Raw genomic sequence first — 26,164 nt, 5'->3', positions numbered from 1 at the left:
TGGCCTACTACAAATCCCTCTGTTTTTAATTTCAAATTCATTTTTGTTCTATTTATAACGATGCATACACCCGGATTTAGAAGACAACTCCAGTAAAGATCATGTTGAATTTTACTATTTCAGACTAAAAATGTACAATTTTTTTTCACATGAATGAACTAAAAAGCCATAGTTAGTTACCCTAAGATCTCTCTAACACGAATTTAATTTCAATACGTTCAATGAGCTGAAAAATATAAAATCACAAAGATACAATGTTAGTTATACTATGTAAGACAATATGTCAAAGCACGAGATCTTAATATTAAGGGACACAATATGATCAAAGGTTCTGAGCTCTTGTTAAATTGTTACGCGAGGCCAGTCTTGGCGAACAATGGTGTCAAACCTTTATTACAGATGATAATAACTTGGCAGAACAATTAGCAACCGATAAACGCATCGCATTCTTAAGTTTTATTGGTTCAGCCAAAGTAGGTTGGTACCTGCGCAGTAAACTCGCCCCTGGAGCTCGTTGCGCCTTAGAGCATGGCGGAGCAGCACCTGTAATTGTGGATCGCAGCGCGAATTTGGCAAAAGCCATTCCCTCTCTCGTTAAAGGCGGATATTACCATGCAGGACAAGTTTGCGTTTCTGTACAACGAATTTTTGTCCATCAAGAAGTTAGCGGATTGTTTATGGAGCAATTCGTTAAGCAAGTCGAATCTCTTCGTGTTGGCGACCCCCTACTAAAGGAAACTCAAGTAGGACCGCTTATTCATCCACGAGAGGCAGAGCGCGTCATATCCTGGGTTGATGAAGCAGTAACCCAAGGTACAAAGCTATATGGTGGGGGACGTCTTTCTGAAACCACACTGATTCCAGCAGTATTATTCAATCCTCCTTCTGATGCTAAAGTATCGCAGTTGGAAATTTTTGGTCCAGTTACCTGTGTTTACACATATGAAGATCTTGATCAAACAATAAAAATTGCCAATTCATTACCCTTCGCCTTTCAAGCCAGCGTTTTTTCAGAAAACCTAGAACCTGCACTAAAAGCAGCAGAAAACCTTAATGCCTCAGCCATACTCATTAATGACCACACCGCCTTCCGCACGGATTGGATGCCATTTGCTGGATTAAAACAATCGGGGTATGGCACAGGTGGGATCCCCTGGACCATGAAGGATATGTCACAGGAAAAAATGATTGTTTTGAAAAGAAACTAAAAAATGTAGCCTAATTGCAAGCCAATATATCTTATCCCCCTCTCTTGCAATATAGGCAGGCTTTCCACGGTGATTTTTGGGTCTATAGCCCAACATGGCCTTCTAGTGTGGCTTGAAACCCTTGTTGGGCATGGGTTCAACTGACAACTTCTAAATAATCCTTAACTTATCGCGGTCATTGGGGAAATCAAAAACTGATAGCAGCCAAGTCACAGTAATTCATGAGTACCTGGCTATATAACTACGGCTATCCTACAGATTATCCATGAGAGAAACTTAGAGAATCGACAACCTCTGCTTGTTCTTGAGCAGGTTTGAAAAAATTTAAATAATTACGAACAGCTTCCTCAGATGGCGGATACGCATACCCTCCATTGTCATGCTGAGGAGCATCAATTAGCTGCGCCTCTTTAAACAATTGAGCTTCCCTCCGTTTATCTTTGTTCGCAGGAAGATTCATCTCAACCGTATGATTAAATTTGCGATGTAACTCATAGCAGATATCAACAGAACTGCCCTTTGCCTGTGCAAGTAAACTTTTTACTGACTCTTTATCTTCAAATCGTTCCGGTTTACCACTAAAACAAGAGATTATAATTTATCCTACTTGCATCCTATACAGTAACTTTGTCGCTTTGCACTTCGAACTCATGGATACCGCATTGATAAGCATAGAGAAATAATGCAAAAATAAGCTTACTTGCATAAGACAAACTAACAATGGAGTGTTCATGAATCAATTAGCCACTACGTGCCTCATTTCCAAAAAGCACAATGTTACGCATGTCGAATTAGATAATGAAATCGTTGTTTTAGAGCCGACTAGCCAAGCTTATTTTAACTTAAATCCAGTTGGTGCAAAGCTGTGGCCTCTATTCGATAAACCAGGGAAATCGATGGAGGAAGTGATTCAATTTTTAATGCAAGAATACCATATGGAATGGCTAAAAGCCGCGGATGATGCACTTTCGTTTATTCAAACGATGGTCAATCACAATATTCTTGCTGTTGAGCCACTCCCTGAGATCGCATAGACATAGAGCATTGGGGAATGGCGCATGTTTAGTGCGCTTCCCCAAATAACTCATGTAATTTTTTTATAATCTCTTCGGGCTGAAATTTCACGAGAAAGCACCCGTATTCTGCAGCCACCTCAGCAATAAGCGTAGGATTAGAAATACTGGAATTGAAAATCACCGGAATAGCGCTCGTCTCTCCGCGAATTTTTCTTGCCATTTCCAACCCGCCCATGCGAGGCATTTCAAAATCAGTAAAGATTAAATCAAATTTTTCAGGTTGTTGCATGAATTTTTCATACCCATCTTGTCCATCTACTGCTTCAATGCAATGCATGCCTTGTGCTGATAAAAGTTTTGATACTTGATGACGAAAAATTTTTGCGTCATCAACAACAAGCGCTGTTTTACCGGCAATAGAACTGGATGATGAAGAAACAGGTACCGGCTCATTTTTAGGTAAGTTGAGTAAACCTAAATGTGCCAATATCCCCTCTAAATCAAGCAAATATAAAAACTGATTTTTATACGGAAACAAGCCATTGAGCATACAAAATGCAGAATTCTCCAGAATTGAGGGAACACTTAAAATTTGGCTATTTTTAAGCGATTCGATACGGTAGGTAGCATGAACCAAGATACCAACGACCATGTTGAGCAATTGGCAAATGATTATTTTAGTCTGATTATAGCGTTTCATTTGTTCAACATGCTTGGCAAACTCGGAATCAAGCAAGGTATTTGCTGGCTGGCTTGAAGCTAATTGAGAAAAATTCATATCCGGTTGTTTTAATACTAAAGATAAATCCATGACCGGTACGGCCTCGTGATGATGTTCGTATAAGCCAATAAATGGTAAATGAGATGCAGGAAGGCATGAGATTCGCTCATAATCCACAACTCCAATAATCTTTTGTGCATTGATACCTACTAACATCGCCTGAGAATCCGCAATGATAAGGCAGGGGACCATAAGAAAATTTTCATTCTCTGTAGAATGTTCCTGTGCAGCCATCATTCACTCTCCTTAAAATGAAAGTCCCCTTCATCCAATAAACGTACGGGTAAATTGTTAATATTTGCCGTAGCGGACACAAGCATTTTGAGGGATACATCTACACGTCGTGGACGCTCAATAATAAGACCAAAAGGGCTATTTCCATTAAAATCGGCGACTAATAACAAATGAGTCTTTTGTACCCTATAGGTTTCAATCCCGTTAGTATATTTACCTGTAAAATCGACCACCGGTATAATCTGCCCGCCCAAATTCACAATTCCTAAGTATCCCGATACGATCTCCGGATAAGGAGTAATTACAGGCACTTCGACAATCTCACTAACATAATGAATATCTAAAGCATAATGTGAGTCACACATAACAAACTGGATAAAGGTTTTCTTCTCGTCAGTAACTTCAGACTCTTCAAACTGAAATTGCTTTATGATATTTTCAAATCGCATTGATACTCACCTCATGCCTACTCATAATATGTTTATATAATTTTTCAAGTGACAAAATGAATGCAGAAACCCCTGTAGTTAAAATAGAAACTCCTTGAAGATAATTTAAAACAGGTATCCCCATAGGTAATGCTTTGACAATAAATTCCGTATTTGCAATCAACTTATCGGCAATAAATGCACATCGTTCCCCATTAATTTTGGTAAGACAAACAAACATTTCACGTCGCATAAGTGAATCGTCAGCACCTGTATTATCAAAATATTTAGACAAAAAAATGCATGGGACAAATTGATTATCAATATTTAACAGATATTGATTTTGATTAAATGTAATGTCACTTCGACGCAAAGTGTAAGTCTGCATAATATCGTGAGTAGGAATACCATAGACATGATTACCAACACTAACAACAATTAATGGAATAATGGATAATCCAATAGGTAAATACAAACTGAAGGTGGTCCCCTCGCCTACTTTAGTATCGATGTGAATTCTACCACCCGATTTATCAACATAGGTTTTCACCACATCCATTCCCACACCGCGGCCTGAAATTTCGCTAACTTGCTGAGCAGTAGAAAAACCTGGAGCAAAAATAAGCTGTAGTGCATCCTGCTCACTCGACACTCCGGAAACATCGAGCCCTTTAGAACGTGCGGATTGTAAAATGCTCTGGGCATCAATTCCCTTACCGTCGTCACTAATTTTCAAAACCACTTCACTGCCAATAATTTTTGCATCCATGCAAATCGTGCCCTGACGCGGTTTATTCTGTTGTTCACGGACTTCTGGTGCTTCAATTCCATGATCCATTGCATTTCGCACCAAATGAATTAAAGGATCACCTAAAGAATCAAGAATACGTTTATCAATTTCAGTTTCTTGCCCACTCACTTTAACCTGAATTAATTTGTCACTACTCTCAATATAAGTACGAATGGTTTTTTCCATTCGCGAAAACAGACTTTTAACAGCCGTCATACGCATACTTAATACAGCGCTTTCAAGCTCAACAATACGTTGTCGTAATGAATTATCAAGGACTTCCCATTTGAGAAATAAATCATTTTGAATCGCTGTATTTTCAAAACCCGTTTCCACTAAATGAGCAATTTGGTTTCTCAATAAAAAAATCTCAGAGGTAATATCATAGCTGCGCTGAATGCGATCTAAGGGTACACGAATTAAATTTGCAGTTTCTTTTTTAGCTAAGTTTTTAGCCGCACCCACTTGCTCTTCTGGCGGTTGATAAGAAGCATCATCAAGACTAACACTTGGTGTTAAAACCTCCTGCACCTCTTCAATTTTTGGCTCGACTGCTACGTCCCCTGATACTGCAACAGAAGATGCTCCTTCTCGCTTTTGCGCCTCTGCCTGCAACAGTGTTTCAATTTGGTCGACTTGGTGAGTTATCAAAGCTACATCCAGATTATCTGGTGCTTTTTTCTTTGTACTCAAATAGCTTTCAAGTTCATGAGCCACCTTAGTCAACTCATCCATTTGAAACATTGCTGAGCCACCTTTGATGGTATGAACGCCACGATAAATTGCATTGACGTGTTCAATTTTCTCGTCAGCAGACTGTTCTTCATCATAAGCTTTTAGCAAATCATAGAGCTCTTCGAGAACGGCTTTAGCTTCTTCGAAAAACATGAGTATTATTTCATCATCATCCATAGTGTTAAATCCATTTGCAATGCGAAAATTTAAATAATCTTATTTAATAACTTTTGGATATCATCCAAGCGTTCAGAGAGTAAAAGAACTTTCTCTTGTAGCGAATCACTTGCCAATTCCACTTTACCAATAGACTCCTGAGATTTTTCAGCAAGACGAGCTACTTCATGAGCAACAATTGCAAATCCTCGTCCCTCCTGGCCTGCTCGAGCAGCTTCAATCGATGCATTCAGCGCGAGAAGATCGGTTTTCCCAGATAAATCACGCACTACGCCCACCATTTTATTAATGGCTTCCACAGATGATATGAGCTCACTAAATACTTTGCGAATATCGCTAAAATGGCTATTAATATCCCCCATCTCTCCTGTGCTATGTTTTTGCGTGCTAACCGCTGAATCAACTCGTTCACCCTCTTGATCCATTAAAAGACTCATAATCTTTACTCCTGCCTGACTTATGTTAAACGTTGGGTTTTCCCTACTTCCAAATCATCGAACCAATCAAAAAAGCGGTTTACATCATCTCCGCGGAAAATAGCCCCGTGTTGTGGGCATATCATTTCAACCCCTAGCTTTCTAACCCGTGATAACCAAGCATCTTTAGCCGTGTTGGAAGGCATCCAGCGTTGGTGGAATTTTTTCATATAGGGTGCATGAGTAGCAAAATCAGTAACAAACAAATCCGCTTCCTGAGGTAGTAACGCTGCCCCCACATCGCCACTAAATAAAATCTTGGATACTGGATCAAATAAGTGGAAATTGCCTGATGAATGCAAATAATGAGCGGGAACAAGTTGAAAATGACGATCACCTAATTTTATTTGCATGCCCTCATCGGGTACAGAATATAAATTATGAGCAAATTTATAGCCGAAGTGAGAAATGAAACTACTCCATAACCACGATACATAAACAGTGGCATTGGGTGTTAATTCCATCCACATAGGCAAAGAAGACATAATATCCGGGTCTTGGTGGGAGCACATATAGGCCTTGATGGAGTTTAGATCAATTACTTCTGAAACCATCGACAAAACGCTAGGAAATATTTCCATGCCACCAGGGTCAAGCAACATAGATTCGCCACCGGCCTGAATAATATACTCATTCGTATCGATAACCGATTTAGGTTTATTAGGATCGCGTGCTAAAACAGTCCACTGAATATTGCCATCGTCATAGAGAACTACTTTTTTCATCCTATCCCTCACTATTCCACGGTAATTTGTTTGTGTGTTTAAAAATCATAAAATAATCTCGAAACACATCATAATCATGTGACAATACACTGAGTAATTCTTCAAATGATTTAATTAATGAACCTACAGCAGCCATACCCAGTTCGCTGCGAAAAAGTTCTTCTTCGATTCTCAAAGCAGTAAGGGCAACAAAAATGCGATTAATTAAAAACTCAAAAACATTGAACTGAACCTCAAGTGCTTTAATACCATTTCTAAATTGAATAAAGCCAAGAGCTACTTGTTTTTGCAATCGGTAGGTAACGTCGTTTGTCAGCTCAAGATTTGTAGCGTAATTGTCTGAGATTTGTACCAGTAAATAACTATCGATATGATAAAGTGCTATTTTCGAAGCTAGAACTGTTTCAATTAATCGGCTAGTAACCTGAATTATGGTGTTGATTTTGGTATGCATCTTGCGCGATGTCTTTTCAATCTGACTGGCTATTTCAAAAAACACACGTGCCTTATTACCTGTCTGGCTTGCAACAATAGATGCATTCACAGAAATATCTTCTACGCTGCCAATGGTTCGCTGCATTTTTAATGCTAATCGACGCAATTCATTACACGAACGATAATGATGATTTATGTTGTTTTCTCTATCCATATGACTCACTTCATATTCTTAATTACACGTCACATTCTTATTATTTAAGACAATGGAGCTTCAACATAAATATAAAACTTTAAGAAACAAGCATTATTTATATATCCCTATCAGAAATAAGCTGGAAATCTATCGGACAACGAACGACTCTATTTGAGTATAGCAGCATATTTTTTTTTTGTATGAAATCTGAGGGTTACGCTAAAAAATCCATAAAAAAATAGACAAATTATCGTGTCACGAGGCTTATCGGCTCGATTTAAAGCTAAGTAATTTGAAATAACTCGAAATACTACCTATATTTTATTGGCGAAGAGAATAAAAATTAAAAGGACTTGTCGGTGAGCACATCTAGCATTCGTTTATTTCTATTGTTCATTTTTTGTATTACTTGTGGCTTTTCAACATCTGTACTCGCGCAAGAAAATACTGAGGTGGTTCTTTTAATTGATACTTCGGGGAGCATGAAACAAAACGATCCCCAAAACTTACGAATTCCGGCAACAAATTTATTGATTAATCTTCTTAAAGATAGAGCCAAGCTGACTGTCTTTACTTTTTCTACAAATACTAAATTATTAGTGCCAACGGAAGAAGCCTCTGACGACTATGTGAATCAATTTCATGCAAAAGAAAAGCAAATAGACTCTAGAGGTCAATTTACTAATATTCTTGCTGCACTCAAAGCAGCAAATAGCTCATGGAAAGACAGCAAGTCTCGATTTATTGTTTTACTTACCGATGGAAAAATCGATCGCGGTTCCAAACAGCAAGATAGTGACGACAAGCAAATCATTAATAATTCGTTAATTCCAGAATTGAAAAAGAATCACATCAAACTCTATACCATCGGTATCGGCTCAAATATAGATGAAGAACTACTTAAATCCTTAGCAAGCCAAACCAATGGAATTTACCAGTTTATCAACTCCATGTCAGATGCAGAAAAATCCTTATACAATACCTTTACCTCCGCTATCCCGGCGCAAGGTATTCCACTAGAAAAAGCAGACCATAATGAACGAAAAATTCCAGTGGATGCCAATGTAAAACACTTGTCGGTAATTATTGAGAAAAAAGATCAAAAAACGCCTGTTGCTTTATACCAACCCGATGGAAGCGTGCTTGAATCAAAATTACCCTCGCTCAATAAATTTATTTTCATCGATGTAAAACATCCAGCTGCAGGTGCATGGAAAATCAAAGGAGATGAACAACAAGAAGAACGTGCCATTATTTTAACTAATTTAGAATTAATAACGAATAAATTAAGTGGCGAGTACTTTAATAGAGAGCTAATTACTATAAACGCAAGATTGGAGTCAGAAAAAACCAATAACGACCTCCCTCAGTTACTAACGAATACCGCCGTAACACTGAAACTAAAAAATGAAAAGGATAACTTTTCCACCCCTATACCCTTAGTCAAAAATATGCAGTTTGAAAAAGAATTTATCTTAGATATGGAGCCCGGGATAACCAAGAGTGTAGTGACAGCAAAAAATGATTCTTTTGTGCGGGAAGAGCAATCTTTATTTAAAATAATGCCAACACCGTTTCAACAAAGCATTAACAATAATGCATTTAAAGTCGAATTAATTAACCCACACATTGAACGAGACTCAGTAGAAATCAAACTGGTAAACCAAGAACGAACTGCCTTATTAACTCTTACTCCACATAATGGTTTTTGGCAAACCAATATTGAAACTCTGTGTAATTTACAAGAGTTACCTACTTTATCGCTGCAAGCAGAAATTACAGCAAAATCGCCAAGTGGACGCCCATTAGCATTGCTCTTACCTCAAGAAAAAATTACCTGTAATACCGCACCAATACAAATAAGCAGCTATATTGCGCCTCTACCCTTAAATAAAATAGAACGAAGTGCTCCTGCTCCAACAGTTAATAAAACAAAACACATGAATAAAAGACATCCCCTGTTATCAATCAATATTGTTTCCCTGATTGGCTTACTTGTATTAATTTTTGTATCAATAATTTGTGGCTATTTCTATAAGAAGAACAAAAAGCTTTATAAAGAAAAAATGGATGAACTAAGGGGCAATGATGACATCTGAGGCTTTATTACCAGTAATACTGGTTATTACACTATTAACCTGTTCATTAATCGTCTTCTTCATTCATAAGACATTAGCAAATCGTGCCAAAATAAAAATATTATCTGATGCAAAAACTAAGGCTGAAGAATATATAGAAAATAATGCATCCGAACTTACCCCAATACTCATTAATTTCTATGGCGACCAAAGTGAGCATTATTTAAAAAACATAAAGAAGCAAAACCAGCTCATTTTAAACCAATTAATTCTATTAATGATGGAATGCAAATCCAATATTGCCAATCGCTTAACTAATACATTGGAACTACTGGATCAAGCCTATGTGAATACATTTTATGAGGCATCCCAGCATCACCACTCATTAACCAATCAACCACAGCACCAACCGCCAGCAATTCATCACCAATCTATTGAACAAGAAATCGAGGCGATGATTTTAAAAATGGCCCATTTATGCAATCTTGACGTCGATGAAAAAACACTTGAAGATCCCGAGGCCATAACAAAAACGATTAGTGATTGTAGAGAAAAAATAGAGCTTGTTTTTGAAGAAAATAAAACGCGAGAGGAAGAATCAACTCAATATTTAGACTTAATTGAGCAAATTCGTTTAGAAAAGAAAGATATGCGCCAAACGATAAATCAAGCACTAAAGATTTTAGAGCAGATTTATCAGCAATATAAAATAGAGTTAAAACTTGGCGAGAACGTTACATTTAAGCAATTTAATTATGATGAACTCGCATCAGCTTTTAAGTTAACTAAATCGGATAAAAATAAGTAAACCAATGCCATCGGATGCAAGGAGAAAATATGGACACTAATAAAAAAATTTTGATCGTCGATGATTTTGCGACTATGAGAAAACTACTGATGAGCATGTTAACCAAACTAGGATTTAATAACGTGATTGAAGTTGAAAGTGCTCCCAAAGCCTGGGAACTCTTGCAAAAAGATCATTTTGATCTGGTGATTAGTGACTACAATATGCCTGAGATGAATGGTATAGAGCTTTTATCACAAGTTCGCAAAGACGATGCTTTATCAAAACTCCCCTTTATTTTACTCACTGCAGAAGATGATGCGGATTTGGTTATCGAATCCAAAAAATATCATATTAATGCCTATATTCTTAAACCTTATAAGATTGATGTCATCAAAGAAAAATTGCAAAACGTATTTGCAGCTTAAAACTTAGATGTAGCCTGGTTGCTTGCAACCAGGACATCCCTAAACGGCAACAAATCAAATAGCATAGAACAGGAAATACAACTGCGACTTAAGATAAAAGGAATCAAAATTAAAATAGACTGGTCTGTTCCAGTGTTAGCCGAGCCCAACAACCACCCTGCCTCACCCTTTACACCGCAATTCGATACCTTAAATCCCACCCTGTAGCAATTGGCTAATGCCCATTAATAGGCAATTTTTTAATAAATTGAATATTAGGCGTCAATTGTGAGTTGGAGTAAGTTGAAAATGTTTGCCGTACATCGCCTGACAATGCTCAATGATTGCGATCTCAAAACGGTTTTAAATTTGGGTTTACCTGCATTTAAAGAGAAAATAAATCAGGCATTACAAATAGCCGAAGATCAAGCTCAGCCCAGTCTGTAACCTAAGTTGGGCCCCATGGCCTGAGGGATCGACTCGTTTTAATTAAGAGGAGCATGTATTATGCTCCTCTAAAATTATCTCCCAATGAGTCTCAACGTTTATTTTTTTCCTAATCAGTTGGCATCCTAGATAAAAGAAAGACAAGACCCTCCGATGTTTATAAGAGTTTGCTTGAAAATCATAATGTAATTTTAATTTCTCCGCCGAAGCCCCCGTAATCCAGGCAATGAGGCTAGCAATGGCCGCGAGTAGTAACCAAACTGTATACCGTTCTGGTTTGAAGGTGATGTTGTTATCGAAGCTAAAGCCATACCGAGTCGACTTAGTATCTCTAAAGTTTTCTTCAATGGTCATTCTTCGTTTGTATTTAATGCGAGCGAGATTAGGGTGTTCTTTAACTTCCTCTAAAGACGTCACAAGGAACCAAGGTTCTCTCCATGAGGCACTGTATTTCCTAGAGTCCTTGCCTTGGGCAGGTTTTTTCGTTTTGGTCATTTGATGACGCCCTTTAGGCGTTCCTTTGTAAAGGACCACATGATGAAGGAGGACATTGGTTTTCGCGATAGCCCAAAATCCTAAGTAACGTGCTTTATTCGTGGCCTGGGAGAACACCGTTTTAATCGCATAAAATCCACCTCCTGCATCATACTGAGTGATTCCTCGTACACGTCCTACATAATCCCACCCCATAGCTAATACCGATTTAAACCACGGGTTTTTAAATCCGGCATCAGTAATAAGGCAGGGCTTGCTTTCTGGAGGCAATACCGATTTTAGATTGTTTAAGAAATTGCGATGGATGTGCGGATTGTTTTCTTTCGATTTAGGATGAATTTCTTCATAAAGAGTAATACCTCGACCTGGTGCAGGAAATACCGCGCGCAGTAGGCACTGCTCTTTACCCTCACAATAATATTGGCTATTTGGAATACTTGACCAATCCACAACTATATCAGGAGTTGCGGTATGTTTAAGAACTCGACTACATATACTTCGATAAATTAGGAGCGATTCACGCTGATAAAACTGATTACTTAGAAAACGGTCTATTAAACGAATACCGGAGCGCTCTTTCGCTTGCCCATTCAAACATCGGCCTAATTGACTTAATTGAAGCTTCTTACTCTTTATTACACCGTTTACTATCGTAATTAAGCTTTTTAATCGTGTTTTATGAATTGATGAAGAGAATAGTTCATGTAAAATAGTGCTTACTTGCATCGTATGGCCTCAATGAGTCTTTGGTCGGAATCAATGAGATCACGTTATACGATGCAAGTCCAGATTTTTAAAAACGAGTCGATACCTCAGCCCCATGGCCCAACATTGAGCTTTGGTGTGGCTCGATGCCTTATCAAGCCACAGACCTAACCTACAAACTACCTACAAGTGAAAGAAGATGATGATTCTTCCATGTTCACGTCTCCCCCGTTTAAAGACGAAAATAAAGAAAGCCGTTGTGCATCCAACAACTCTAGATCCAATGGCTTTTGAGCAATTAATAATTTCCCTTTAAATCCTGATAGGGGACTTGGCGTAATACTTGTTTTAGCTGGAGTGACGGATGGGCTAAATAAAGGCATATATTTATCAGGTCGATCATACCTAATATGCACATCAGGGGTTTGCGAATAGTATTCAACGCTCCGTGTTTCAGCTAATTGCTGATTAGCTATGAACAATTCCTGCGCACTCACTGTATAATAGGCTCCCCAATGAACCAGAGTTAAGGTTTCTTCGGCTATATCGCACGCGATAATTACCGCAGCATGTTCAGTTTCTTCAGGCGGATTAGGCCTAAGGTTAGGCTGGCCTCTTTGTTCCACATCATCTATGTCTCGAGTTACAGGAAAGGCAATTACTGGTAAGTTACCTTTTATTAACTCCAAATCAATGCGTACAAGAAACGCTCCATATTCAGTAGGAGAAAACTGATGTATTGTGTTTTGATATCCTAATACTTCAAAAATTTGTGACAAGGCTGCTATTTCAAGCACTTCACCTTGACTAGAGCCAAATGATTTTCCTATTTGGCGAATAGAGTATTTAGCCTCACCCTTTTTATATAACGGAAGTGGCTCAAATTTCATTTGAGTTGCAAAATATTGCTCTACATTAGCAATAGCTGCCAGTTTACAGTGGGCACCAAGTTGCGTTACGGGCTCAAAAAAATGATTTCGCCCAGCTCTTTCCTCATTAACTGGTGTAGACAAATCGTCATAAAAATCATCATCTGAACTAATATCATCTTCGAAAGAATATTCTGCATAATCCTCATTAGTATGAAGTTTATCTGCTGATTGAGCAAAGAAATAAGACATAATTCAATAACCTTTTTATTAAATGGGTTGTTTTAACAAATACACTCTAATTAACATTAAAGAGTGTTTTGAAATGGTTTAGGCATATAAACTTAAGTTTTGATTAAGCCCAAATATTATACATATTTGGTATTTTTATTTCAATTACTGGGCAAATATCTGCTCTTTATAATGACAGTGGAGATTAGCATGTTTGCTGGGCTTAACAGCCTACGCTCATAGGACTACCTTATTTTTAATCTGTCTTTTAGAGTGTGGATTAAAAATAAGGTAGTAAATTCCCGCAACGCGGGAACTCGAAAAGGGTTAGTTATCAAATTACTGGATTGATCTTATTTTCATCGTCATCATTTGCTATAGATTGTTCTACCTCATCTATAATTTTATTGAATCTACCTTTAAAACTAAATAAACCACTTGCACGGGCATCCATTTCTTTCAATTCGCGCTGATTATTTTTTAGCAATTCCCGATCAATATTAGGAGTAGATAAAGCTTGAGTTAACAGTTCTATGGCACGGAGTGCGTCTTCATATTTCTTACTTTTATCAGCAATTAAACCAGTTGCCGTCAACAGTGTGCCAAATTGGCTTTGATTTTCAATTTCACCTCGGAGTTGGTTAGCATATACTTCCAAACTAATTATTTTTTTGCTTAACTCTAAACGCATCTTATTGTTTGGCTGTTCCAGATCAAGTTGCATCTTATTTTCTATTTGATTAAAGAACTGCGTGCATTCCTTTACCGTTGGCCGTTGAGTTTCATCCGCAGCAGTCATTTTCTCAAGAAAATGTTTTGTCATTAATTGGTCATAGCTTAAATAATGCTTATTACTTAGTGTTTCTTTTTTACCGTCGTTAAAATTTATATCAAATTTTTCGCTAAGAATTTTTCCTAAGGAATAAACATCGCTCGCTTTAGAAAATCTATATCCACGGCCTGTAAAACAATCGGCAGCCATGTATGCTTTATCTGAGGAGTTACTTGTATAAACACACGCATCCTTATCAGAAATTAATTTAGCCCTGTTAAAGTCAACAATGTTGGCTTGGGCTGTTTCTGGATCCCAAATAATATTCGCAGGCTTTAAGTCAGAATGAATAATATTATTGTCGTGCAATAACTCTAGATTGGTACACAACGTAGATGCTAATTGGGCAAAAGTAATTGAACCATAACTGTATTTATCTTTATGAGCGTTATGTTGAATATCTTTTCCAGGATGCAAAGGCATGGCAACTACAGCCTCATGAACAGTAACTACTCGTTCTACACTAAGACCGTGTGCAAATTCCAGTTTAACGTTCTTAACACGCTCTCCTAAAGAAAAACCTTTCGACTGCTGGATTCTACTGAGAATATCATATTCATGTTCAGTTTCTTCTCGTGCACTGTCTAAATCTTTTCTTCCAATTGTACCGCCTTCGCTATAATCAGTAATTTTTATGGCAACTTCCGTATCAGGAATTATCGTGCCATTTTTAATATCAAGTTGAATTCCATATGACACCTCTCCAAATGCACCCGCACCTAGTTTTTGCGAAACAAGAAAATAGATAGGATTCTGATCCTTATCAAAAAGTCTCACAACTTTGAGTTGTCCTTCATCATCTTCAACGATATTAATAGAATCAGATGTAACAAATTGCTCAAGAGCTTTTAGTGAAAGTTGCTCGACAACTTCTTGTGGTGGCTGTTTCATTTGTTTTGCTTTCATCTGAGCATCTAATTTAGCACTAACCTTAGCCATTAAGCTCTCCCAAATACAATCATATAAGCAGCACTATTAATAAGTGCCTTTTATATAATTATATTGAGTAAATATTAACAAATTATTAAATTTCAAAAGTTACATGATTACGCAACAAGAATCTGGGCTTGCCTCATCATCATCTTGTAATTTTTTGCTCGCAAAAATCCCCAACTTATGCGTAGAACTAACCGAGTAATTCCAGTCATTGCTAAGTTTTTGGATGTGGTCTATATACTTACCTGACGCATGGATTGTTTTATATTTCTTTTCACTAGCTGCTATTATATTTTTTAGATCATCATCTACTAAAACGATGGTATCGGATGCCCCCGTATACCCAGTGTCCTTTATGATGAACCCAATATGTGCATTTTTATTTGCCTCACTAGGATTGTATGGAAGCCAGGATTCAACATGTATGGCTTGAATTTTATCTTCATCTAATTTAATGATTTCGCGTAAATATTTTGGAATGAAGCTACCTCCATAGGCATTAAACGATGCAATTGCAAGGCTATGGCCTTTGTCAAGAATATCGCAAAGAGTAGTCCGCCAAACATCAGGACCGCCTATTGGCTGAATTTCTTTAATAACCTCCCACATGTCATCCATTTTAGTAAGATGAGATACTGCATTGTGAGTATTTTCAGAAGCGATTGTTTCATCAAAATCTAGAATAAATAATGCCATGTTTAGACCAATTAAAATGATATTAGTTGATAGTTCATTATACACACAGGACAAAACAATATCAAACAACGTGTATCTGTTTATATCTCCCCCATCAGCGCATCCCTCGTATTACGCGGTGCTAATACAGCTCCATTCTGAGCCTCAGGGAATCTCCATTTCCACCCGATTTCGTCGCGCCTCCTTGGCTCTATACAATGCTTCATCTGCCTTTTTCATGATCGCTCCCACCTCTTGCGCACCTAGTGCACGTTCTGTAACACCGATGCTCATAGTCAAAAACAATCTAGTTTTTATGGACACCAACCTTCCTGCGCATCTCATTACGCATGCAATTAAATTAGGAGCAACGCCATATTTGTGCATCGATGCCGTCTCCATCAGCAAATCAGTCAAACTACCTTATGACATGCAGGGAGTGTATCTACTTAAAACGGATAGACACGAAGCCAGTGCGTTAGCGAATATGCCTATCAACTCGCTTGAAGAAGGCATCCACGCGGCAAAGATAATATTGCAACAAGGAATGAACAATCTTTTGATTACCCTAGGTGCTGAAGGCTATATATTAGCCAATCCATCTGGAGCCAAATATTTCGCTGCTATTCCATTATCCCATCTTGTCGATGTGAGCGGAGCTGGCGATGCTTTTGTTGCCGCTCTATTAGCTGGTTTACAACGCAAAATGCCGCTAGAAGAATCTTGTCAACTGGGGGCTGCAGCCGCTTACTTCACTTTACAATCGACTAAAACGGTAGCAGGTAACTTTAGTTTTTCCGACCTGAAATGTTTTTCATTAACTGTATAGAGAGCTTTTTATTATGCATCATTTTCTTGAATACTCCGATGAAGTCCGCGCAGCTCTTAGTGCGAATAAACCTGTACTTGCCTTGGAATCCACAGTAATTACCCACGGTTTACCCTTCCCCGATAATTTAAGCACTGGTTTTGCTTTAGAAGAAATTGCTCGCCGCCATCGGGTAGTTCCCGCAACCATTGCGATTATGGATGGAAAAATAAAAATCGGCCTAAATACCGACGAACTGGAGCGTTTAGCAGAAAGCAAAGACGTTCTTAAAGCAAGCAAGCGTGACTTAGCTTTCGTCCTCAGTGAAAAACGTCCAGCAGGTACAACCGTTGCAGCTACCTTGTTTTGTGCTGCCGCGGCAGGAATCAAGGTTTTTGCAACCGGAGGTATTGGTGGTGTTCACCGTGGGCTAGATATGGACGTTTCGGCTGATTTAATTGAGTTATCGCAAACCCCGATTGCCGTTGTTTGCGCAGGAGCAAAGGCAATTTTAGATTTGCCTAAAACATTAGAGTTTTTAGAAACCTACAGTGTACCGGTTATCGGCTATCAAACAGATACCCTTCCTGCCTTTTACACCGACAAAACTGCTTATAAATTGACGATGCGAGCAGATAATGTAAAAACACTAAAAACGATAGTAGAAATACAAAATCAACTTAATTTAGCCTCTGGCATATTGATCATGAATCCAATTCCTCAAGCGGACTCAATTCCAATGGAAATGATTGAGCCAGTGATTGAGGCAGCTGTTAAAAAAGCTGAAGCATTGAAGATTTCTGGCAAAGACATAACCCCCTTTTTATTAAGCGAAGTAACAAAGGCAACTGCCGGTGTAAGCCAACAAGCCAATATTTCATTGATCAAAAATAATGTACGCCTTGGGGCAGAATTGGCTTTTGCACTAGCAATGGATGTTTAAACTAAAATTTTGCAATAACCAGTAGGTTAGGCCCATGGCCTGAGGTATCGACTGGTTTGCGCATGGCCCAACAGGAAGTTCAGTGGAACTCGATGCCTTATTGTGGGACTACAGGCTAAGTGCAAGTATTCTTATTCCCCGTGTGATGATGAATTATGTTAAGCAAGGCCACCGCATTATTATGCTCCCTCTCTTTAGAGCCAAATAATAAAGTCACTGTTTGAGCCTTTGCTTTTTCTTTAATTAAATCAATTAAATCCTGTTTATCCTCTAACTCCTTTGCATAGCGCTTTTGAAATTCTGGCCATTTTTCAGCATCATGATTAAACCACTTGCGTAAGGTATTACTCGGTGCCATCTCTTTGAGCCATAAATCAAGTGCAGCATCCACTTTTTTAATGCCGCGTGGCCATAATCTGTCGATTAGTATTCTAAATCCATCTGCTTTGTCAGGGGCATCATAAATCCTTTTAATTTCAATCGTTGCCATTTTAAATCACTCCTTTCTCAGAGAGTTTTTGCAATAACAAATGGAAATAGACAAATCCTGCATAAGGATGCCACGATGCAGTAATTTTCTCAGTTTTTTTATAATCTAGCTTATCTTCAAGATGAAGCAAGTTTCGCAGATTATTTTGAGCACCAATATCATCCACTGGAAAAACCTCAATCCTCCCTAATCCACGCAATAGGGCATATTCAGAAGTCCAACGCCCTATTCCTTTAAATTGGCAAAGAAATTGAGTCACCTCATCCCGGGGCTTATCCTCCAAACGAGTAAAAACATCAGGATCTTCTTTTAGCGCAGAGACTAGGCGCATAATCGTTTCACTTTTATGGGTGCTATAACCAATTGTTTTTAACTCAGCAACAGAACACTGACTGACTTCTTCCACAATTGGAAATGCATAAAACACGTGATCATTATGATTCACACTCATACCAATATGTTGAATTAATCGATTTTGGATCTGTAATCCCGCATCAAGAGATATTTGCTGACAAGAAATCGCATTCATCAATGCTTCAAAAAGAGAAGGAAAACGTGGTGGTTTGAGTCCCATGAATTGAGATACTAGTGAATTCAATCGGGGATCATGCTTGGCCATTTTATAAAAGCCAGCTACATCTCGTTTTAGTCCTAATAACATTTCGATAAGATGAGTGATTTTTTCTTGCAGCAAATGAGGAATTGCTTTGTCTAACGAGACACAAAGTTCTGGATTATTGAGATTGTTTACTTGTTCAACCCTTACTTTAATGAGTTGATTCTCAAGGTTCAATACACGTGTGTAGTATTGGCCATCCCAGCAATCAACAAGATTTTTACTTCGTCTACGTAATGCTATCACCGTATAATCCAGCCGAAACGGAGCAATAGGATGTAGTGTAAATGAAGTATACATGGGTACTCCTGTACTTAACTTATCCTATTAATAAGCTTAGTCTCATTTACATGAACGTTGCACAAGCAACCGGGAGCTAAAAATATTAGTTAACTAAAAAAACGAATTACCGTGGCAAACTACGGTAATTCGGACATATTATTTGACAAGAAATACTTAAGGCTAATCATTTCATCGAAGAACTACAAGAAAGCGATTCTTCGCCATCCTCTTCAACATCATCGTCTAATAATTCAATATCGTCCTCTGACCAAAAATAATCATCATCATGATCTTCAAAAACCGGTATACTACCGGATATCGATGAGCTTGCCGCATTCAATGTTATTGCAAAATCCATCGCAGAAGCCAGATTTTTGGAAAAATCCGTGACCAGCTCTTCACTTAAAAATGTCTTGTATTTTTGAATGCATGCATCCAGCTCCATTAGCTCTATAAGGCTAAGATTGAATGTGTTTTTTGAGAGTAAATCAAAAAACTGATTGTCTTCGACGATACTTTCTAGCTTTATCTTAACTGAGAGTTCTATTTTTAAATACTGTCTGAAAAGATAAATTAGAGATACTTTTTTTCTTGTTTCACTAGGGGCAATTTCAACACTTGGTAAAGCATTTATTTTCATTTCCTCAATCAAACCCTCCGCTTTTCTCACTGCCATTGAGGTAAACGAATCCTCTATCGATAAATGGTCTTCAGGGGTTGCTTCTTTAAACTCCGACATTTGTGGGACTGTTGGAAACACCAGGTTTTTAAACTCATAGAACTCAGGAGAGTTTCCCTCTATAGGAATGCTACCGAGAACAAAACGCTCATCATCGGTGGCTTTACCTTTTAGAAAATTAATTAACGCAGCATCGTCCTGAAGTTCGGAAAAAACAGCGGCCAACTCAAAAATCATTTCAAATTGATAATCAGGTACTTCTTTTTGCAATTGAACCGCAATATGATGTTTTAGTTGGCTCAAGACGCTGGAATTAGAAGCTAACTGTGACCCTATGGAGTTATTTAATAGTGGCAGCGGAGAGGCTTTGCTACCGATTAATTGGCGAAACTGTGCGCTCTCCTGTTTATCAATGGCTCTTTCAGCGATAAATTCCAATCGCTGAAGCACTTCTAACTCCCAGGAAGACAATAAATTATTGTTAATCATCGCAGCAAATTCTTTATCGTCAGCGCAAGTTTGAAGTTTTATTAAAAAATCTACATAAAACACAGCCTCATCTATATTTGCATCTTGGGCACTTAAAGTTCTTACTAAAGAAAGTACTTGTTCAAAAATAGAAATTGGCTCTGAAATGGCATTGATTCGAGTGTCAATAATTTGAATCATGCTTTGGTAAGTAGCCTTTTGCTCTTCGGTAAGTGCATACGTTGATTTACAAAGCGTATATAATTCGATTAATCCCAAAAATTTTGGATTAGCTAGTTTTTTAAGGAACAACTCATCCGAGGTACAGGAAATGATGAAATTAGCGATATTTTGCGCTCGCTCCTTTTCACGCGGCAGCATAAAAGGGCTGTTTGCTGCGGATTGCCAATAAGTACGTAATACGAATAAAAGAGAACCAAGATCCTGAGGTAGCGAGGGTCGGTGAAACATGAATCATTCCTTAGTATTTTAAAAAAGCGGAGTTTAACAAAAGCAGATGCACTGGTCAACATTAATACAATTGTTGTTTTTTATGGTCACTTAAATGAGGGCAGTCTAAAAGCAAGTTCCTTCAACTTGACGTATAATTGGCTGAATATAAGGAGAAATCATGGCATCAAACTATAATGAGTTACTCTGCTATAAGCAAACGGACATTGACAATCATGGGAAACTGAAATTTTTCCTGGAAAAACACAGTACGAAGGAAGGAACCTGGGCTAAACTTTCCCTAAAAGAAGGGGCTATTGATTTTGTGTTCTTAAATGGACAGGGAGAAGAACTCTCACATATTCTAGTCAATAAAGAACAGCCCGATGTGCTAATTCCCCCTGCTGCCTGGCATAAAATCATTCCTGCCAGTGAATCATTTAAAGCAACTCTTGAGTTTTATTGCATGCCTCAACGTTACTTTAATAAAAAATACGGATTAGCTGCAGTACACGGTGATTTAATGTACGTTTATCAGACTTATTTGCAGCACTTACACTGGGCATCCATCCTTGATGTAGGTTGTGGGTCCGGCAGAAATTTATTGTATTTAGCACAAATGGGGCATCGTATAAAAGGCGTTGATCAGAACCAAGAAGCCATAGAAACCATTCAAAATATCGCTCAAAAAGAAGCACTGACTGAGGTACTAACTCAAGTGCATGATTTAAATCAACCTTTGGGCCTTGAAGCCGACCATTATGATTTAGTGATCTCTACAGTGAGCTTGCAATTTTTAAACCCTCAGCGGGTTCCCACTTTACTCACTGAGCTTCAAGAGATAACTAATAAGCATGGATATCATTTTTTAGTCTTCCCTATTCAATCAGAGCTCTACCCACTACCCGACTCGTTCACGTTTCTGCCCGAAAAAGAGGAGCTTTATCATCTCTATCAAGACAGCGGCTGGTCAATACTCGAATACAAAGAATCAATAGGTCACCTGCATAAGCAAGATGCTTCAGGAAAACAAATATCGGGTATATTCGGTATCTTACTCGCACAAAAAATAATTTGATGCCTCTTAACGGGTGGTTTATGCCTAAGGCCCCATTAGAGCTCTTCTTGCTTTATATTCAAAAAAGCGGCTAACTGGCTTGGGTTATGTAATACATCGGCTAAAGTATACTGTCCCAGTATCGCCATAAAAGCCGCCCGAGCCTCATGCAGTATACCCTTTAGTTTACATGCAGGGGCGATACAACAATTAGCTTTTGTTTTATTAAAACAAGGTACCAAATCAAAATGTGGCTCCAATTGGACAACCAATTGTCCTAAATTAACAAATTCAGGTTGAGCAGCCATTAAGATGCCCCCATTTTTTCCACGAGTCGTCTTAATCAATCCAAGTTTGCCTAAATTATGAATAATTTTCACCATGTGGTTATTAGAAATTTCATAGGCATCGGTAATGTCTTTAATCGTGCATGATCCTTTCCTAAGAGCGATATAAATCAAAGCGCGTAATGAATAGTCGGTAAATTGCGTAAGCTGCATAATTAAATCCCATTGTGTTCTTGACTCTAATTATTTATCTTTATAAGATGTATTGCAAATACACCTTTAAGGAGTTTCTATGTCAGAGTCATTATTTAACCGCCTTGGTGGTCAAAATGCAGTAAATACAGCTGTTGATATTTTTTATCGTAAAATGCTTACCGATGAACGGGTTAGCTATTTTTTTGATGATATTGATATGGACCAGCAAATTCTGAAGCAAAAAGGATTTTTGACCATGGTGTTTGGCGGCCCGAATCATTACAGTGGAAAAAATATGCGTGAAGGACATGCTCATTTGCTTAAGCGTGGTTTAAATGACACGCACGTAGACATTGTTATTGAACATTTAGGTGCAACGCTCAAAGAATTAGGGGCAACAGATGAAGATATTGAGCACGTAGCAGCTATTGCCAATAGTGTCCGCAATGATGTATTGGGGCGCATATGAGTACTATCGCATTTAAAAACCAATCCTATACCTTAGATCCCCAGGAAAATGTACTACAGTGCCTACTTCGTCACGGTGTTGATTACCCAAACTCCTGTCAGGCGGGTATTTGCCAATCCTGTTTGATTAAAACAAACGATGAAGTAATTCCCTCCTCCTGGCAAGAAGGATTACCTGACACACTTAAAGCTCAAGGCTATTTTTTGGCCTGCCTTGCCCAACCAGAAACACCCTTGAACGTCATGACACCTGAAAGTGCGGAATGCGAGGTTAGCGCGCAGATAATGGGCTTAAAAATGCTCAATCATAATGTAATTCAAGTAAAACTACAGGTGGAGCAATTAGAGCAATGGATTCCAGGCCAATATCTTAGCTTAATTAGCCCAGAAGGTACTATTCGAAGTTACTCGATTGCCAACATTCCCAAAGATGAAGGATTTATTGAATTACAGATAAAAGCATACCATCACGGTATAATTGGGCAATGGCTGTTACATAAAGCAAGCACAAATACTAAGGTAAAATTAAGAGGCCCGTTTGGCCGTTGTTATTACTACAACCCTGAGCAATTAGCTTTTGATATGTTATTGGCGGGAACAGGAACAGGACTTGCCCCACTTATAGCGATTATTAAAAGTGCGCTCAGCCAAAATCATCAAGGAACAATTACTTTAGTGCACGGAGGCCTTTGTGATGAGGATATTTATTACCAAGAAGAATTAGAAACCTTATCGGCATTATTTAGCTCTTTTATCTACGATCCCTGCGTGCTTAAAAGTGAAGGCAGCTATACTGAGGCATCTATAGAAAAACGTGTATTAATTCATTTAAATCAACCTAAAGAAACACGCGTTTATATCTGTGGCCCTAAAGAAACGACTGACAAGTTAAAAAAACAGGTTTTTCTCGCTGGGGTTCCATCTAAACTCATTTTTAGTGATGCATTTTTATAAAAAGTAGCGCTCTAACAAGACCTATGCCCCGCAGCGTGTACGCGAGCCCCAGATTTATCTCGCCTCTCGCTCCGGGCTTATGGATACCCTTTCGCGAGTATCCTATATCCAACAAATTTTTTCCTTTAACGATTGAATTTTAAACGGTTTTTCCAAAACATCATTGGCTCCAAGCTCTAACGCTAATTCTTTAATATTAGGAGAAGCGGAAAGGATAATAACCGGTACCGCTTTGGTTCGTTCATTCATCTTAAGGATACGACACAGCTCAATACCATCAAATCCCGATAATTGCTTATCAATCAAATAAACATCTGGTACTGGCATATTTTCCGCGAGAACTTCTTCAGCTTTACTGCAAAGAAGCAGCTTGTATTCCGGCTCTTGAAATACTAATTGCATCGCATCTTGTATCGAAGGATCATCCTCAACTAATAATATTATTTTCATTCGCTCTCTTCGATAAATTTAATAGGGATAATAAAGCTAAGCGTGGAACCAACTCGCTCTTGACTTTCAACCTCTAGCCTACCTCGATGCATCTCAATGATATCTTTACAAATCGCAAGCCCTATTCCCATTCCTGGAAAAGTTTTTGCTTCATTGGAAAGTACACGATAAAAACGTTCGAAAATCTTTTCAAAATCTCCTTTGGGAATACCGATGCCATTATCAATAACGCTTACTTTTACAAAATCACCCATTGTTTCACTGGAAATTACAACCTTCCCCCCTAACGGGGAATATTTTATGGCATTAGAAATAAGGTTAATAAGAACCTGCCCAATACGTTCTTCGTCAGCTACAATTTGCTCGACTGATTTAAGCTGCAGTTCCAATCGGTGCTTTTTCGTATTCAATTGGATATTTTCAGTTTTCTCTTGTATTAAATTATGTAAATTAAAAGAGGTGATCTTTAATTGCAATTTTCCTTCTGCCAAGCGCGTAGTATCCAACATATCGCGAATCAATACATGTAATCGCTCAACCTGCTCCCGTAATTTTATTACCATTTCCGTATGACGAGAATTAGCGGCTCCTTCGAATTGCTGTTCAAGTATTTGCGCATAAATCATCATACTAGTAAGCGGTGTATTTAGCTCATGGCTCGCATTACCAATAAACTCATCTCGCAAACGCAGCAACATCTTCAACTTCTTTTCGCTTTCACGTAACGCTTCTTCTACTTGTGTGCGCTCCACCAACTCCTGTTCACGAGAAATAATGATTGCCGCTGCATGCGTGAGAATAGCGGCTAATTCTAATTCTTGGGCAGTGGGTGTACGTGGCTCATGGAAATAAATACCTAAGGTACCAACTATTGGTCCATCCTTAGTTCGTATGGGAAAAGACCAGCAGGCACGACAGCTATGCTTGCGAGCTAAATCTCTCAAGGGCCCCCATAATGGTTCCTCCTCAACATCAGGAGTAATAACGGGCTCTCCTTTATACATCGCAAGACCACATGCCAACGAATCAGGGCCCACTTTAAATCCATTAATATCATTTGCATACTCTTCAGACATACCAACAATATGATACAACCCAGTACCCGCGGATGACATTCGATAAAAAGCGGCTCTTGCTGCACCATTAGTCTGAACGACAATGGTATCAACCAATGCCTTAAGTGATATGGTCAACGGTAAACCACTCATCGCAGCTTGAAATGCTTCTTTTTGCCCATTCAACCAGGATTTATTTTCGCGCAAAACGGTTTGTACTTGCATGCGTTCCAGAAGCGCGTTTTTCAACTCTTTCCGATCTTTATCATGAAGTTTTTCGTAAATGTCCAACTGATTTTGATAGTATATTTTCTCTCGGCGCAATTGATTGAGTTCTGCTAAAAGAGTATTCGAAGATTGATTGGTTAATGCATCTCCCCCCTGGCCTTCCGAGAAATTTTTAGACTCATGAGTTTGTGCAATTTTGGGCATTATCTACTCCTGTAAGCCGTCTGCAACGTTATACTGCTCAATCTTTATATAATCAATGGCAGATATAAAAATTTTCGGCTACTAATTTGGCCAACCGTACTTAAGTTCATAAATAATAAATAGATTTAAAAAATACTGCTAAGTTAAAAATCAGATGCTAGACTGGACAAGAGTGGGCTGCAGTGTAATCCACTATTCAATTAGGTTTCATTCAATTAATAAATTATAAAGATGATATCAGCTATGAAAACACCAAAAAAAACCTTTTTAAAATCGATACTTGCTGTAGCTTTATTCTCTTCTACTGCTGCTTTTGCTGCAGGTAATGCAATCAGTGGCCAAGTGATGATCATGTCGGCGCCTTAGTACAAGGAACCTCACTCCATTCAGCTTTAGGGTATTTAGCAGAAAAACATCCATTTTTTGCTCGGGAGACACGCATAATAGCTGAGCGCCAGGATTGAAGTTCTTTCATGCTTGGGTGTGAAGATGTAATCCTTTGGGGTGCAGGAGATTGCGACTCAGCAGCCCCGGCATAATTTGGCGCAAACATAAAGAGCAATCCCGAGCTCCCTATAATGCCACGTACTAAGTTATAACCTTTCATGTATTCTTGTCCTCCTTGTCAATAAACGTATCGATAAATAGATAAAAAACCTTATTTATCAATCTTATGACACTACCTTACTTTCAAACACCAGCCCTAAGTATTTTCTAAAAAATGAAGAAATATAGTAAACAATTAATGCTTTTGTAGGAGTTATTAGCTATTGTGAATATATAAGGTAACAAGTATCGTTTGTATTTTTGCTGAATAAGGATAAATTTGCTTAGAAAAGAGCACCGAGGGCATAAATTACAAGGGAA

The 26,164-nt window shown here is 38.3% G+C and carries 30 protein-coding genes; 11 read left to right on the top strand and 19 right to left on the bottom strand.

The genetic code is table 11. From position 1 onward, the window contains the following. Window positions 1-347: 347 nt before the first annotated feature. The gene (locus J2N86_RS05800; protein ID WP_252581651.1) at window positions 348-1,208 is read left to right on the top strand and encodes an aldehyde dehydrogenase family protein; all 861 of its coding nucleotides are present in this window, start codon (window positions 348-350) and stop codon (window positions 1,206-1,208) included. Window positions 1,209-1,467: 259 nt separating this feature from the next. On the opposite strand, the gene J2N86_RS05795 is transcribed toward J2N86_RS05800, so the two are convergent. Beyond that, a complete protein-coding gene (locus J2N86_RS05795) occupies window positions 1,468-1,668 on the bottom strand; it encodes a hypothetical protein (RefSeq protein ID WP_252581648.1) in 201 nt (66 codons plus the stop codon). A 271-nt stretch (window positions 1,669-1,939) separates the two neighbouring features. On the opposite strand from J2N86_RS05795, the gene J2N86_RS05790 reads away from it, so the two are divergent. Further along, window positions 1,940-2,242 carry a PqqD family protein gene (locus tag J2N86_RS05790; protein WP_252581646.1) on the top strand — a complete coding sequence of 101 codons (303 nt, stop codon included), beginning with the start codon at window positions 1,940-1,942 and terminating at the stop codon, window positions 2,240-2,242. A gap of 28 nt (window positions 2,243-2,270) precedes the next feature. On the opposite strand, the gene J2N86_RS05785 is transcribed toward J2N86_RS05790, so the two are convergent. The 6 genes from J2N86_RS05785 to J2N86_RS05760 are packed head-to-tail and all read right to left on the bottom strand — an operon-like array spanning window position 2,271 to window position 7,219. Continuing rightward, a complete protein-coding gene (locus J2N86_RS05785) occupies window positions 2,271-3,242 on the bottom strand; it encodes a chemotaxis protein CheV (RefSeq protein ID WP_252581645.1) in 972 nt (323 codons plus the stop codon). Continuing rightward, window positions 3,239-3,688 carry a chemotaxis protein CheW gene (locus J2N86_RS05780; protein WP_252581643.1) on the bottom strand — a complete coding sequence of 150 codons (450 nt, stop codon included), beginning with the start codon at window positions 3,686-3,688 and terminating at the stop codon, window positions 3,239-3,241. The genes J2N86_RS05785 and J2N86_RS05780 overlap by 4 nt, the downstream gene beginning before the upstream one ends. Next, complete coding sequence (locus J2N86_RS05775; protein ID WP_252581641.1) at window positions 3,678-5,369, bottom strand: chemotaxis protein CheA; 1,692 nt, start codon at window positions 5,367-5,369, stop codon at window positions 3,678-3,680. The genes J2N86_RS05780 and J2N86_RS05775 overlap by 11 nt, the downstream gene beginning before the upstream one ends. A 29-nt stretch (window positions 5,370-5,398) precedes the next feature. After that, window positions 5,399-5,806, bottom strand: a complete 408-nt coding sequence (locus J2N86_RS05770) for a methyl-accepting chemotaxis protein (protein ID WP_252581638.1) — start codon at window positions 5,804-5,806, stop codon at window positions 5,399-5,401. A gap of 20 nt (window positions 5,807-5,826) precedes the next feature. After that, window positions 5,827-6,570 carry an oxygen-binding di-iron domain-containing protein gene (locus tag J2N86_RS05765; RefSeq protein WP_252581635.1) on the bottom strand — a complete coding sequence of 248 codons (744 nt, stop codon included), beginning with the start codon at window positions 6,568-6,570 and terminating at the stop codon, window positions 5,827-5,829. Window position 6,571: 1 nt separating this feature from the next. Continuing rightward, window positions 6,572-7,219 carry a hypothetical protein gene (locus J2N86_RS05760; RefSeq protein WP_252581632.1) on the bottom strand — a complete coding sequence of 216 codons (648 nt, stop codon included), beginning with the start codon at window positions 7,217-7,219 and terminating at the stop codon, window positions 6,572-6,574. A gap of 341 nt (window positions 7,220-7,560) precedes the next feature. On the opposite strand from J2N86_RS05760, the gene J2N86_RS05755 reads away from it, so the two are divergent. The 4 genes from J2N86_RS05755 to J2N86_RS05740 all read left to right on the top strand — a co-directional run bounded on the left by J2N86_RS05755 (window position 7,561) and on the right by J2N86_RS05740 (window position 10,920). Next, on the top strand, window positions 7,561-9,300 hold the full coding sequence (locus J2N86_RS05755) for a vWA domain-containing protein (protein WP_252581630.1): 1,740 nt from the start codon (window positions 7,561-7,563) through the stop codon (window positions 9,298-9,300). Beyond that, complete coding sequence (locus J2N86_RS05750) at window positions 9,287-10,087, top strand: hypothetical protein (protein ID WP_252581627.1); 801 nt, start codon at window positions 9,287-9,289, stop codon at window positions 10,085-10,087. The genes J2N86_RS05755 and J2N86_RS05750 overlap by 14 nt, the downstream gene beginning before the upstream one ends. Window positions 10,088-10,116: 29 nt before the next feature. Further along, window positions 10,117-10,494 carry a response regulator gene (locus J2N86_RS05745; RefSeq protein ID WP_252581624.1) on the top strand — a complete coding sequence of 126 codons (378 nt, stop codon included), beginning with the start codon at window positions 10,117-10,119 and terminating at the stop codon, window positions 10,492-10,494. A 267-nt stretch (window positions 10,495-10,761) separates the two neighbouring features. Beyond that, on the top strand, window positions 10,762-10,920 hold the full coding sequence (locus J2N86_RS05740; RefSeq protein WP_252581621.1) for a hypothetical protein: 159 nt from the start codon (window positions 10,762-10,764) through the stop codon (window positions 10,918-10,920). Between the two features lie 42 nt (window positions 10,921-10,962). Here J2N86_RS05740 and J2N86_RS05735 read toward each other — a convergent pair whose 3' ends face one another. The 4 genes from J2N86_RS05735 to J2N86_RS05720 all read right to left on the bottom strand — a co-directional run bounded on the left by J2N86_RS05735 (window position 10,963) and on the right by J2N86_RS05720 (window position 15,684). Beyond that, window positions 10,963-12,141, bottom strand: a complete 1,179-nt coding sequence (locus J2N86_RS05735) for an IS4 family transposase (protein ID WP_252581618.1) — start codon at window positions 12,139-12,141, stop codon at window positions 10,963-10,965. Between the two features lie 158 nt (window positions 12,142-12,299). After that, complete coding sequence (locus J2N86_RS05730; RefSeq protein WP_252581615.1) at window positions 12,300-13,241, bottom strand: hypothetical protein; 942 nt, start codon at window positions 13,239-13,241, stop codon at window positions 12,300-12,302. Between the two features lie 313 nt (window positions 13,242-13,554). Further along, window positions 13,555-14,991, bottom strand: coding sequence for a protein kinase domain-containing protein (locus tag J2N86_RS05725; RefSeq protein ID WP_252581612.1), 1,437 nt, complete (start codon window positions 14,989-14,991; stop codon window positions 13,555-13,557). Between the two features lie 99 nt (window positions 14,992-15,090). Further along, window positions 15,091-15,684, bottom strand: a complete 594-nt coding sequence (locus J2N86_RS05720) for a hypothetical protein (protein ID WP_252581609.1) — start codon at window positions 15,682-15,684, stop codon at window positions 15,091-15,093. 118 nt (window positions 15,685-15,802) lie between these two features. On the opposite strand from J2N86_RS05720, the gene J2N86_RS05715 reads away from it, so the two are divergent. Beyond that, window positions 15,803-16,492, top strand: a complete 690-nt coding sequence (locus tag J2N86_RS05715; RefSeq protein ID WP_252581606.1) for a PfkB family carbohydrate kinase — start codon at window positions 15,803-15,805, stop codon at window positions 16,490-16,492. Between the two features lie 10 nt (window positions 16,493-16,502). Continuing rightward, the gene (locus tag J2N86_RS05710; protein ID WP_322790919.1) at window positions 16,503-17,414 is read left to right on the top strand and encodes a pseudouridine-5'-phosphate glycosidase; all 912 of its coding nucleotides are present in this window, start codon (window positions 16,503-16,505) and stop codon (window positions 17,412-17,414) included. Window positions 17,415-17,529: 115 nt separating this feature from the next. Here the strand turns inward: J2N86_RS05710 and J2N86_RS05705 are convergent, their stop codons facing one another. From J2N86_RS05705 to J2N86_RS05695, 3 genes are all read right to left on the bottom strand, one after another. After that, entirely contained in the window at window positions 17,530-17,904 is a 375-nt protein-coding gene (locus J2N86_RS05705; protein WP_252581600.1) for a DUF488 domain-containing protein, read from the bottom strand. A 1-nt stretch (window position 17,905) separates the two neighbouring features. Beyond that, window positions 17,906-18,820, bottom strand: a complete 915-nt coding sequence (locus tag J2N86_RS05700) for a DNA-3-methyladenine glycosylase family protein (protein WP_252581597.1) — start codon at window positions 18,818-18,820, stop codon at window positions 17,906-17,908. Window positions 18,821-18,986: 166 nt separating this feature from the next. After that, on the bottom strand, window positions 18,987-20,420 hold the full coding sequence (locus J2N86_RS05695; RefSeq protein ID WP_252581594.1) for a hypothetical protein: 1,434 nt from the start codon (window positions 20,418-20,420) through the stop codon (window positions 18,987-18,989). Between the two features lie 160 nt (window positions 20,421-20,580). Between J2N86_RS05695 and tehB the strand changes: the two genes are divergently transcribed. Then, window positions 20,581-21,477 carry an SAM-dependent methyltransferase TehB gene (gene tehB / locus J2N86_RS05690; protein ID WP_252581591.1) on the top strand — a complete coding sequence of 299 codons (897 nt, stop codon included), beginning with the start codon at window positions 20,581-20,583 and terminating at the stop codon, window positions 21,475-21,477. A gap of 35 nt (window positions 21,478-21,512) precedes the next feature. Here the strand turns inward: tehB and J2N86_RS05685 are convergent, their stop codons facing one another. Then, entirely contained in the window at window positions 21,513-21,956 is a 444-nt protein-coding gene (locus J2N86_RS05685) for an Rrf2 family transcriptional regulator (RefSeq protein WP_252581589.1), read from the bottom strand. A gap of 79 nt (window positions 21,957-22,035) precedes the next feature. Here J2N86_RS05685 and J2N86_RS05680 point away from each other — a divergent pair, with 79 nt between their 5' ends. Then, window positions 22,036-22,407 carry a group I truncated hemoglobin gene (locus J2N86_RS05680; RefSeq protein WP_252581586.1) on the top strand — a complete coding sequence of 124 codons (372 nt, stop codon included), beginning with the start codon at window positions 22,036-22,038 and terminating at the stop codon, window positions 22,405-22,407. Further along, complete coding sequence (locus tag J2N86_RS05675) at window positions 22,404-23,360, top strand: FAD-binding oxidoreductase (RefSeq protein ID WP_252581583.1); 957 nt, start codon at window positions 22,404-22,406, stop codon at window positions 23,358-23,360. Before J2N86_RS05680 ends, J2N86_RS05675 begins: the two co-directional genes overlap by 4 nt. A 102-nt stretch (window positions 23,361-23,462) precedes the next feature. On the opposite strand, the gene J2N86_RS05670 is transcribed toward J2N86_RS05675, so the two are convergent. The 4 genes from J2N86_RS05670 to J2N86_RS05655 all read right to left on the bottom strand — a co-directional run bounded on the left by J2N86_RS05670 (window position 23,463) and on the right by J2N86_RS05655 (window position 25,904). Continuing rightward, a complete protein-coding gene (locus tag J2N86_RS05670) occupies window positions 23,463-23,810 on the bottom strand; it encodes a response regulator (RefSeq protein ID WP_252581580.1) in 348 nt (115 codons plus the stop codon). Beyond that, window positions 23,807-25,297: a GAF domain-containing sensor histidine kinase gene (locus J2N86_RS05665; RefSeq protein ID WP_252581578.1), complete on the bottom strand. Its 1,491-nt coding sequence runs from the start codon at window positions 25,295-25,297 to the stop codon at window positions 23,807-23,809. The genes J2N86_RS05670 and J2N86_RS05665 overlap by 4 nt, the downstream gene beginning before the upstream one ends. A 215-nt stretch (window positions 25,298-25,512) precedes the next feature. Further along, entirely contained in the window at window positions 25,513-25,650 is a 138-nt protein-coding gene (locus tag J2N86_RS05660) for a hypothetical protein (protein WP_252581575.1), read from the bottom strand. Then, entirely contained in the window at window positions 25,647-25,904 is a 258-nt protein-coding gene (locus J2N86_RS05655; protein WP_252581573.1) for a hypothetical protein, read from the bottom strand. Before J2N86_RS05655 ends, J2N86_RS05660 begins: the two co-directional genes overlap by 4 nt. Between the last annotated feature and the right edge of the window lie 260 nt (window positions 25,905-26,164).

The sequence above is a fragment of the Legionella lytica genome, assembly GCF_023921225.1.
In the GTDB taxonomy this organism is placed as follows: domain Bacteria; phylum Pseudomonadota; class Gammaproteobacteria; order Legionellales; family Legionellaceae; genus Legionella; species Legionella lytica.
Note: the sequence above shows the minus strand (reverse complement) of the source record. Positions and strands in the feature narration are given on the sequence as shown.

Coding starts and splice junctions, on each gene's coding strand:
- J2N86_RS05765 (WP_252581635.1), bottom strand. CDS start 6,570: ATGAAAAAAGTAGTTCTCTATGACGATGGCAATATTCAGTGGACTGTT.
- J2N86_RS05725 (WP_252581612.1), bottom strand. CDS start 14,991: ATGGCTAAGGTTAGTGCTAAATTAGATGCTCAGATGAAAGCAAAACAA.
- J2N86_RS05670 (WP_252581580.1), bottom strand. CDS start 23,810: ATGAAAATAATATTATTAGTTGAGGATGATCCTTCGATACAAGATGCG.
- J2N86_RS05730 (WP_252581615.1), bottom strand. CDS start 13,241: ATGTCTTATTTCTTTGCTCAATCAGCAGATAAACTTCATACTAATGAG.
- J2N86_RS05695 (WP_252581594.1), bottom strand. CDS start 20,420: ATGTTTCACCGACCCTCGCTACCTCAGGATCTTGGTTCTCTTTTATTC.
- J2N86_RS05785 (WP_252581645.1), bottom strand. CDS start 3,242: ATGATGGCTGCACAGGAACATTCTACAGAGAATGAAAATTTTCTTATG.
- J2N86_RS05735 (WP_252581618.1), bottom strand. CDS start 12,141: ATGCAAGTAAGCACTATTTTACATGAACTATTCTCTTCATCAATTCAT.
- J2N86_RS05760 (WP_252581632.1), bottom strand. CDS start 7,219: ATGGATAGAGAAAACAACATAAATCATCATTATCGTTCGTGTAATGAA.
- J2N86_RS05700 (WP_252581597.1), bottom strand. CDS start 18,820: ATGTATACTTCATTTACACTACATCCTATTGCTCCGTTTCGGCTGGAT.
- J2N86_RS05780 (WP_252581643.1), bottom strand. CDS start 3,688: ATGCGATTTGAAAATATCATAAAGCAATTTCAGTTTGAAGAGTCTGAA.
- J2N86_RS05750 (WP_252581627.1), top strand. CDS start 9,287: ATGATGACATCTGAGGCTTTATTACCAGTAATACTGGTTATTACACTA.
- J2N86_RS05775 (WP_252581641.1), bottom strand. CDS start 5,369: ATGGATGATGATGAAATAATACTCATGTTTTTCGAAGAAGCTAAAGCC.
- J2N86_RS05720 (WP_252581609.1), bottom strand. CDS start 15,684: ATGGCATTATTTATTCTAGATTTTGATGAAACAATCGCTTCTGAAAAT.
- J2N86_RS05655 (WP_252581573.1), bottom strand. CDS start 25,904: ATGAAAGGTTATAACTTAGTACGTGGCATTATAGGGAGCTCGGGATTG.
- J2N86_RS05665 (WP_252581578.1), bottom strand. CDS start 25,297: ATGCCCAAAATTGCACAAACTCATGAGTCTAAAAATTTCTCGGAAGGC.
- J2N86_RS05790 (WP_252581646.1), top strand. CDS start 1,940: ATGAATCAATTAGCCACTACGTGCCTCATTTCCAAAAAGCACAATGTT.
- J2N86_RS05660 (WP_252581575.1), bottom strand. CDS start 25,650: ATGATCATCACTTGGCCACTGATTGCATTACCTGCAGCAAAAGCAGCA.
- tehB (WP_252581591.1), top strand. CDS start 20,581: ATGGCATCAAACTATAATGAGTTACTCTGCTATAAGCAAACGGACATT.
- J2N86_RS05770 (WP_252581638.1), bottom strand. CDS start 5,806: ATGAGTCTTTTAATGGATCAAGAGGGTGAACGAGTTGATTCAGCGGTT.
- J2N86_RS05705 (WP_252581600.1), bottom strand. CDS start 17,904: ATGGCAACGATTGAAATTAAAAGGATTTATGATGCCCCTGACAAAGCA.
- J2N86_RS05685 (WP_252581589.1), bottom strand. CDS start 21,956: ATGCAGCTTACGCAATTTACCGACTATTCATTACGCGCTTTGATTTAT.
- J2N86_RS05745 (WP_252581624.1), top strand. CDS start 10,117: ATGGACACTAATAAAAAAATTTTGATCGTCGATGATTTTGCGACTATG.
- J2N86_RS05680 (WP_252581586.1), top strand. CDS start 22,036: ATGTCAGAGTCATTATTTAACCGCCTTGGTGGTCAAAATGCAGTAAAT.
- J2N86_RS05675 (WP_252581583.1), top strand. CDS start 22,404: ATGAGTACTATCGCATTTAAAAACCAATCCTATACCTTAGATCCCCAG.
- J2N86_RS05795 (WP_252581648.1), bottom strand. CDS start 1,668: ATGAATCTTCCTGCGAACAAAGATAAACGGAGGGAAGCTCAATTGTTT.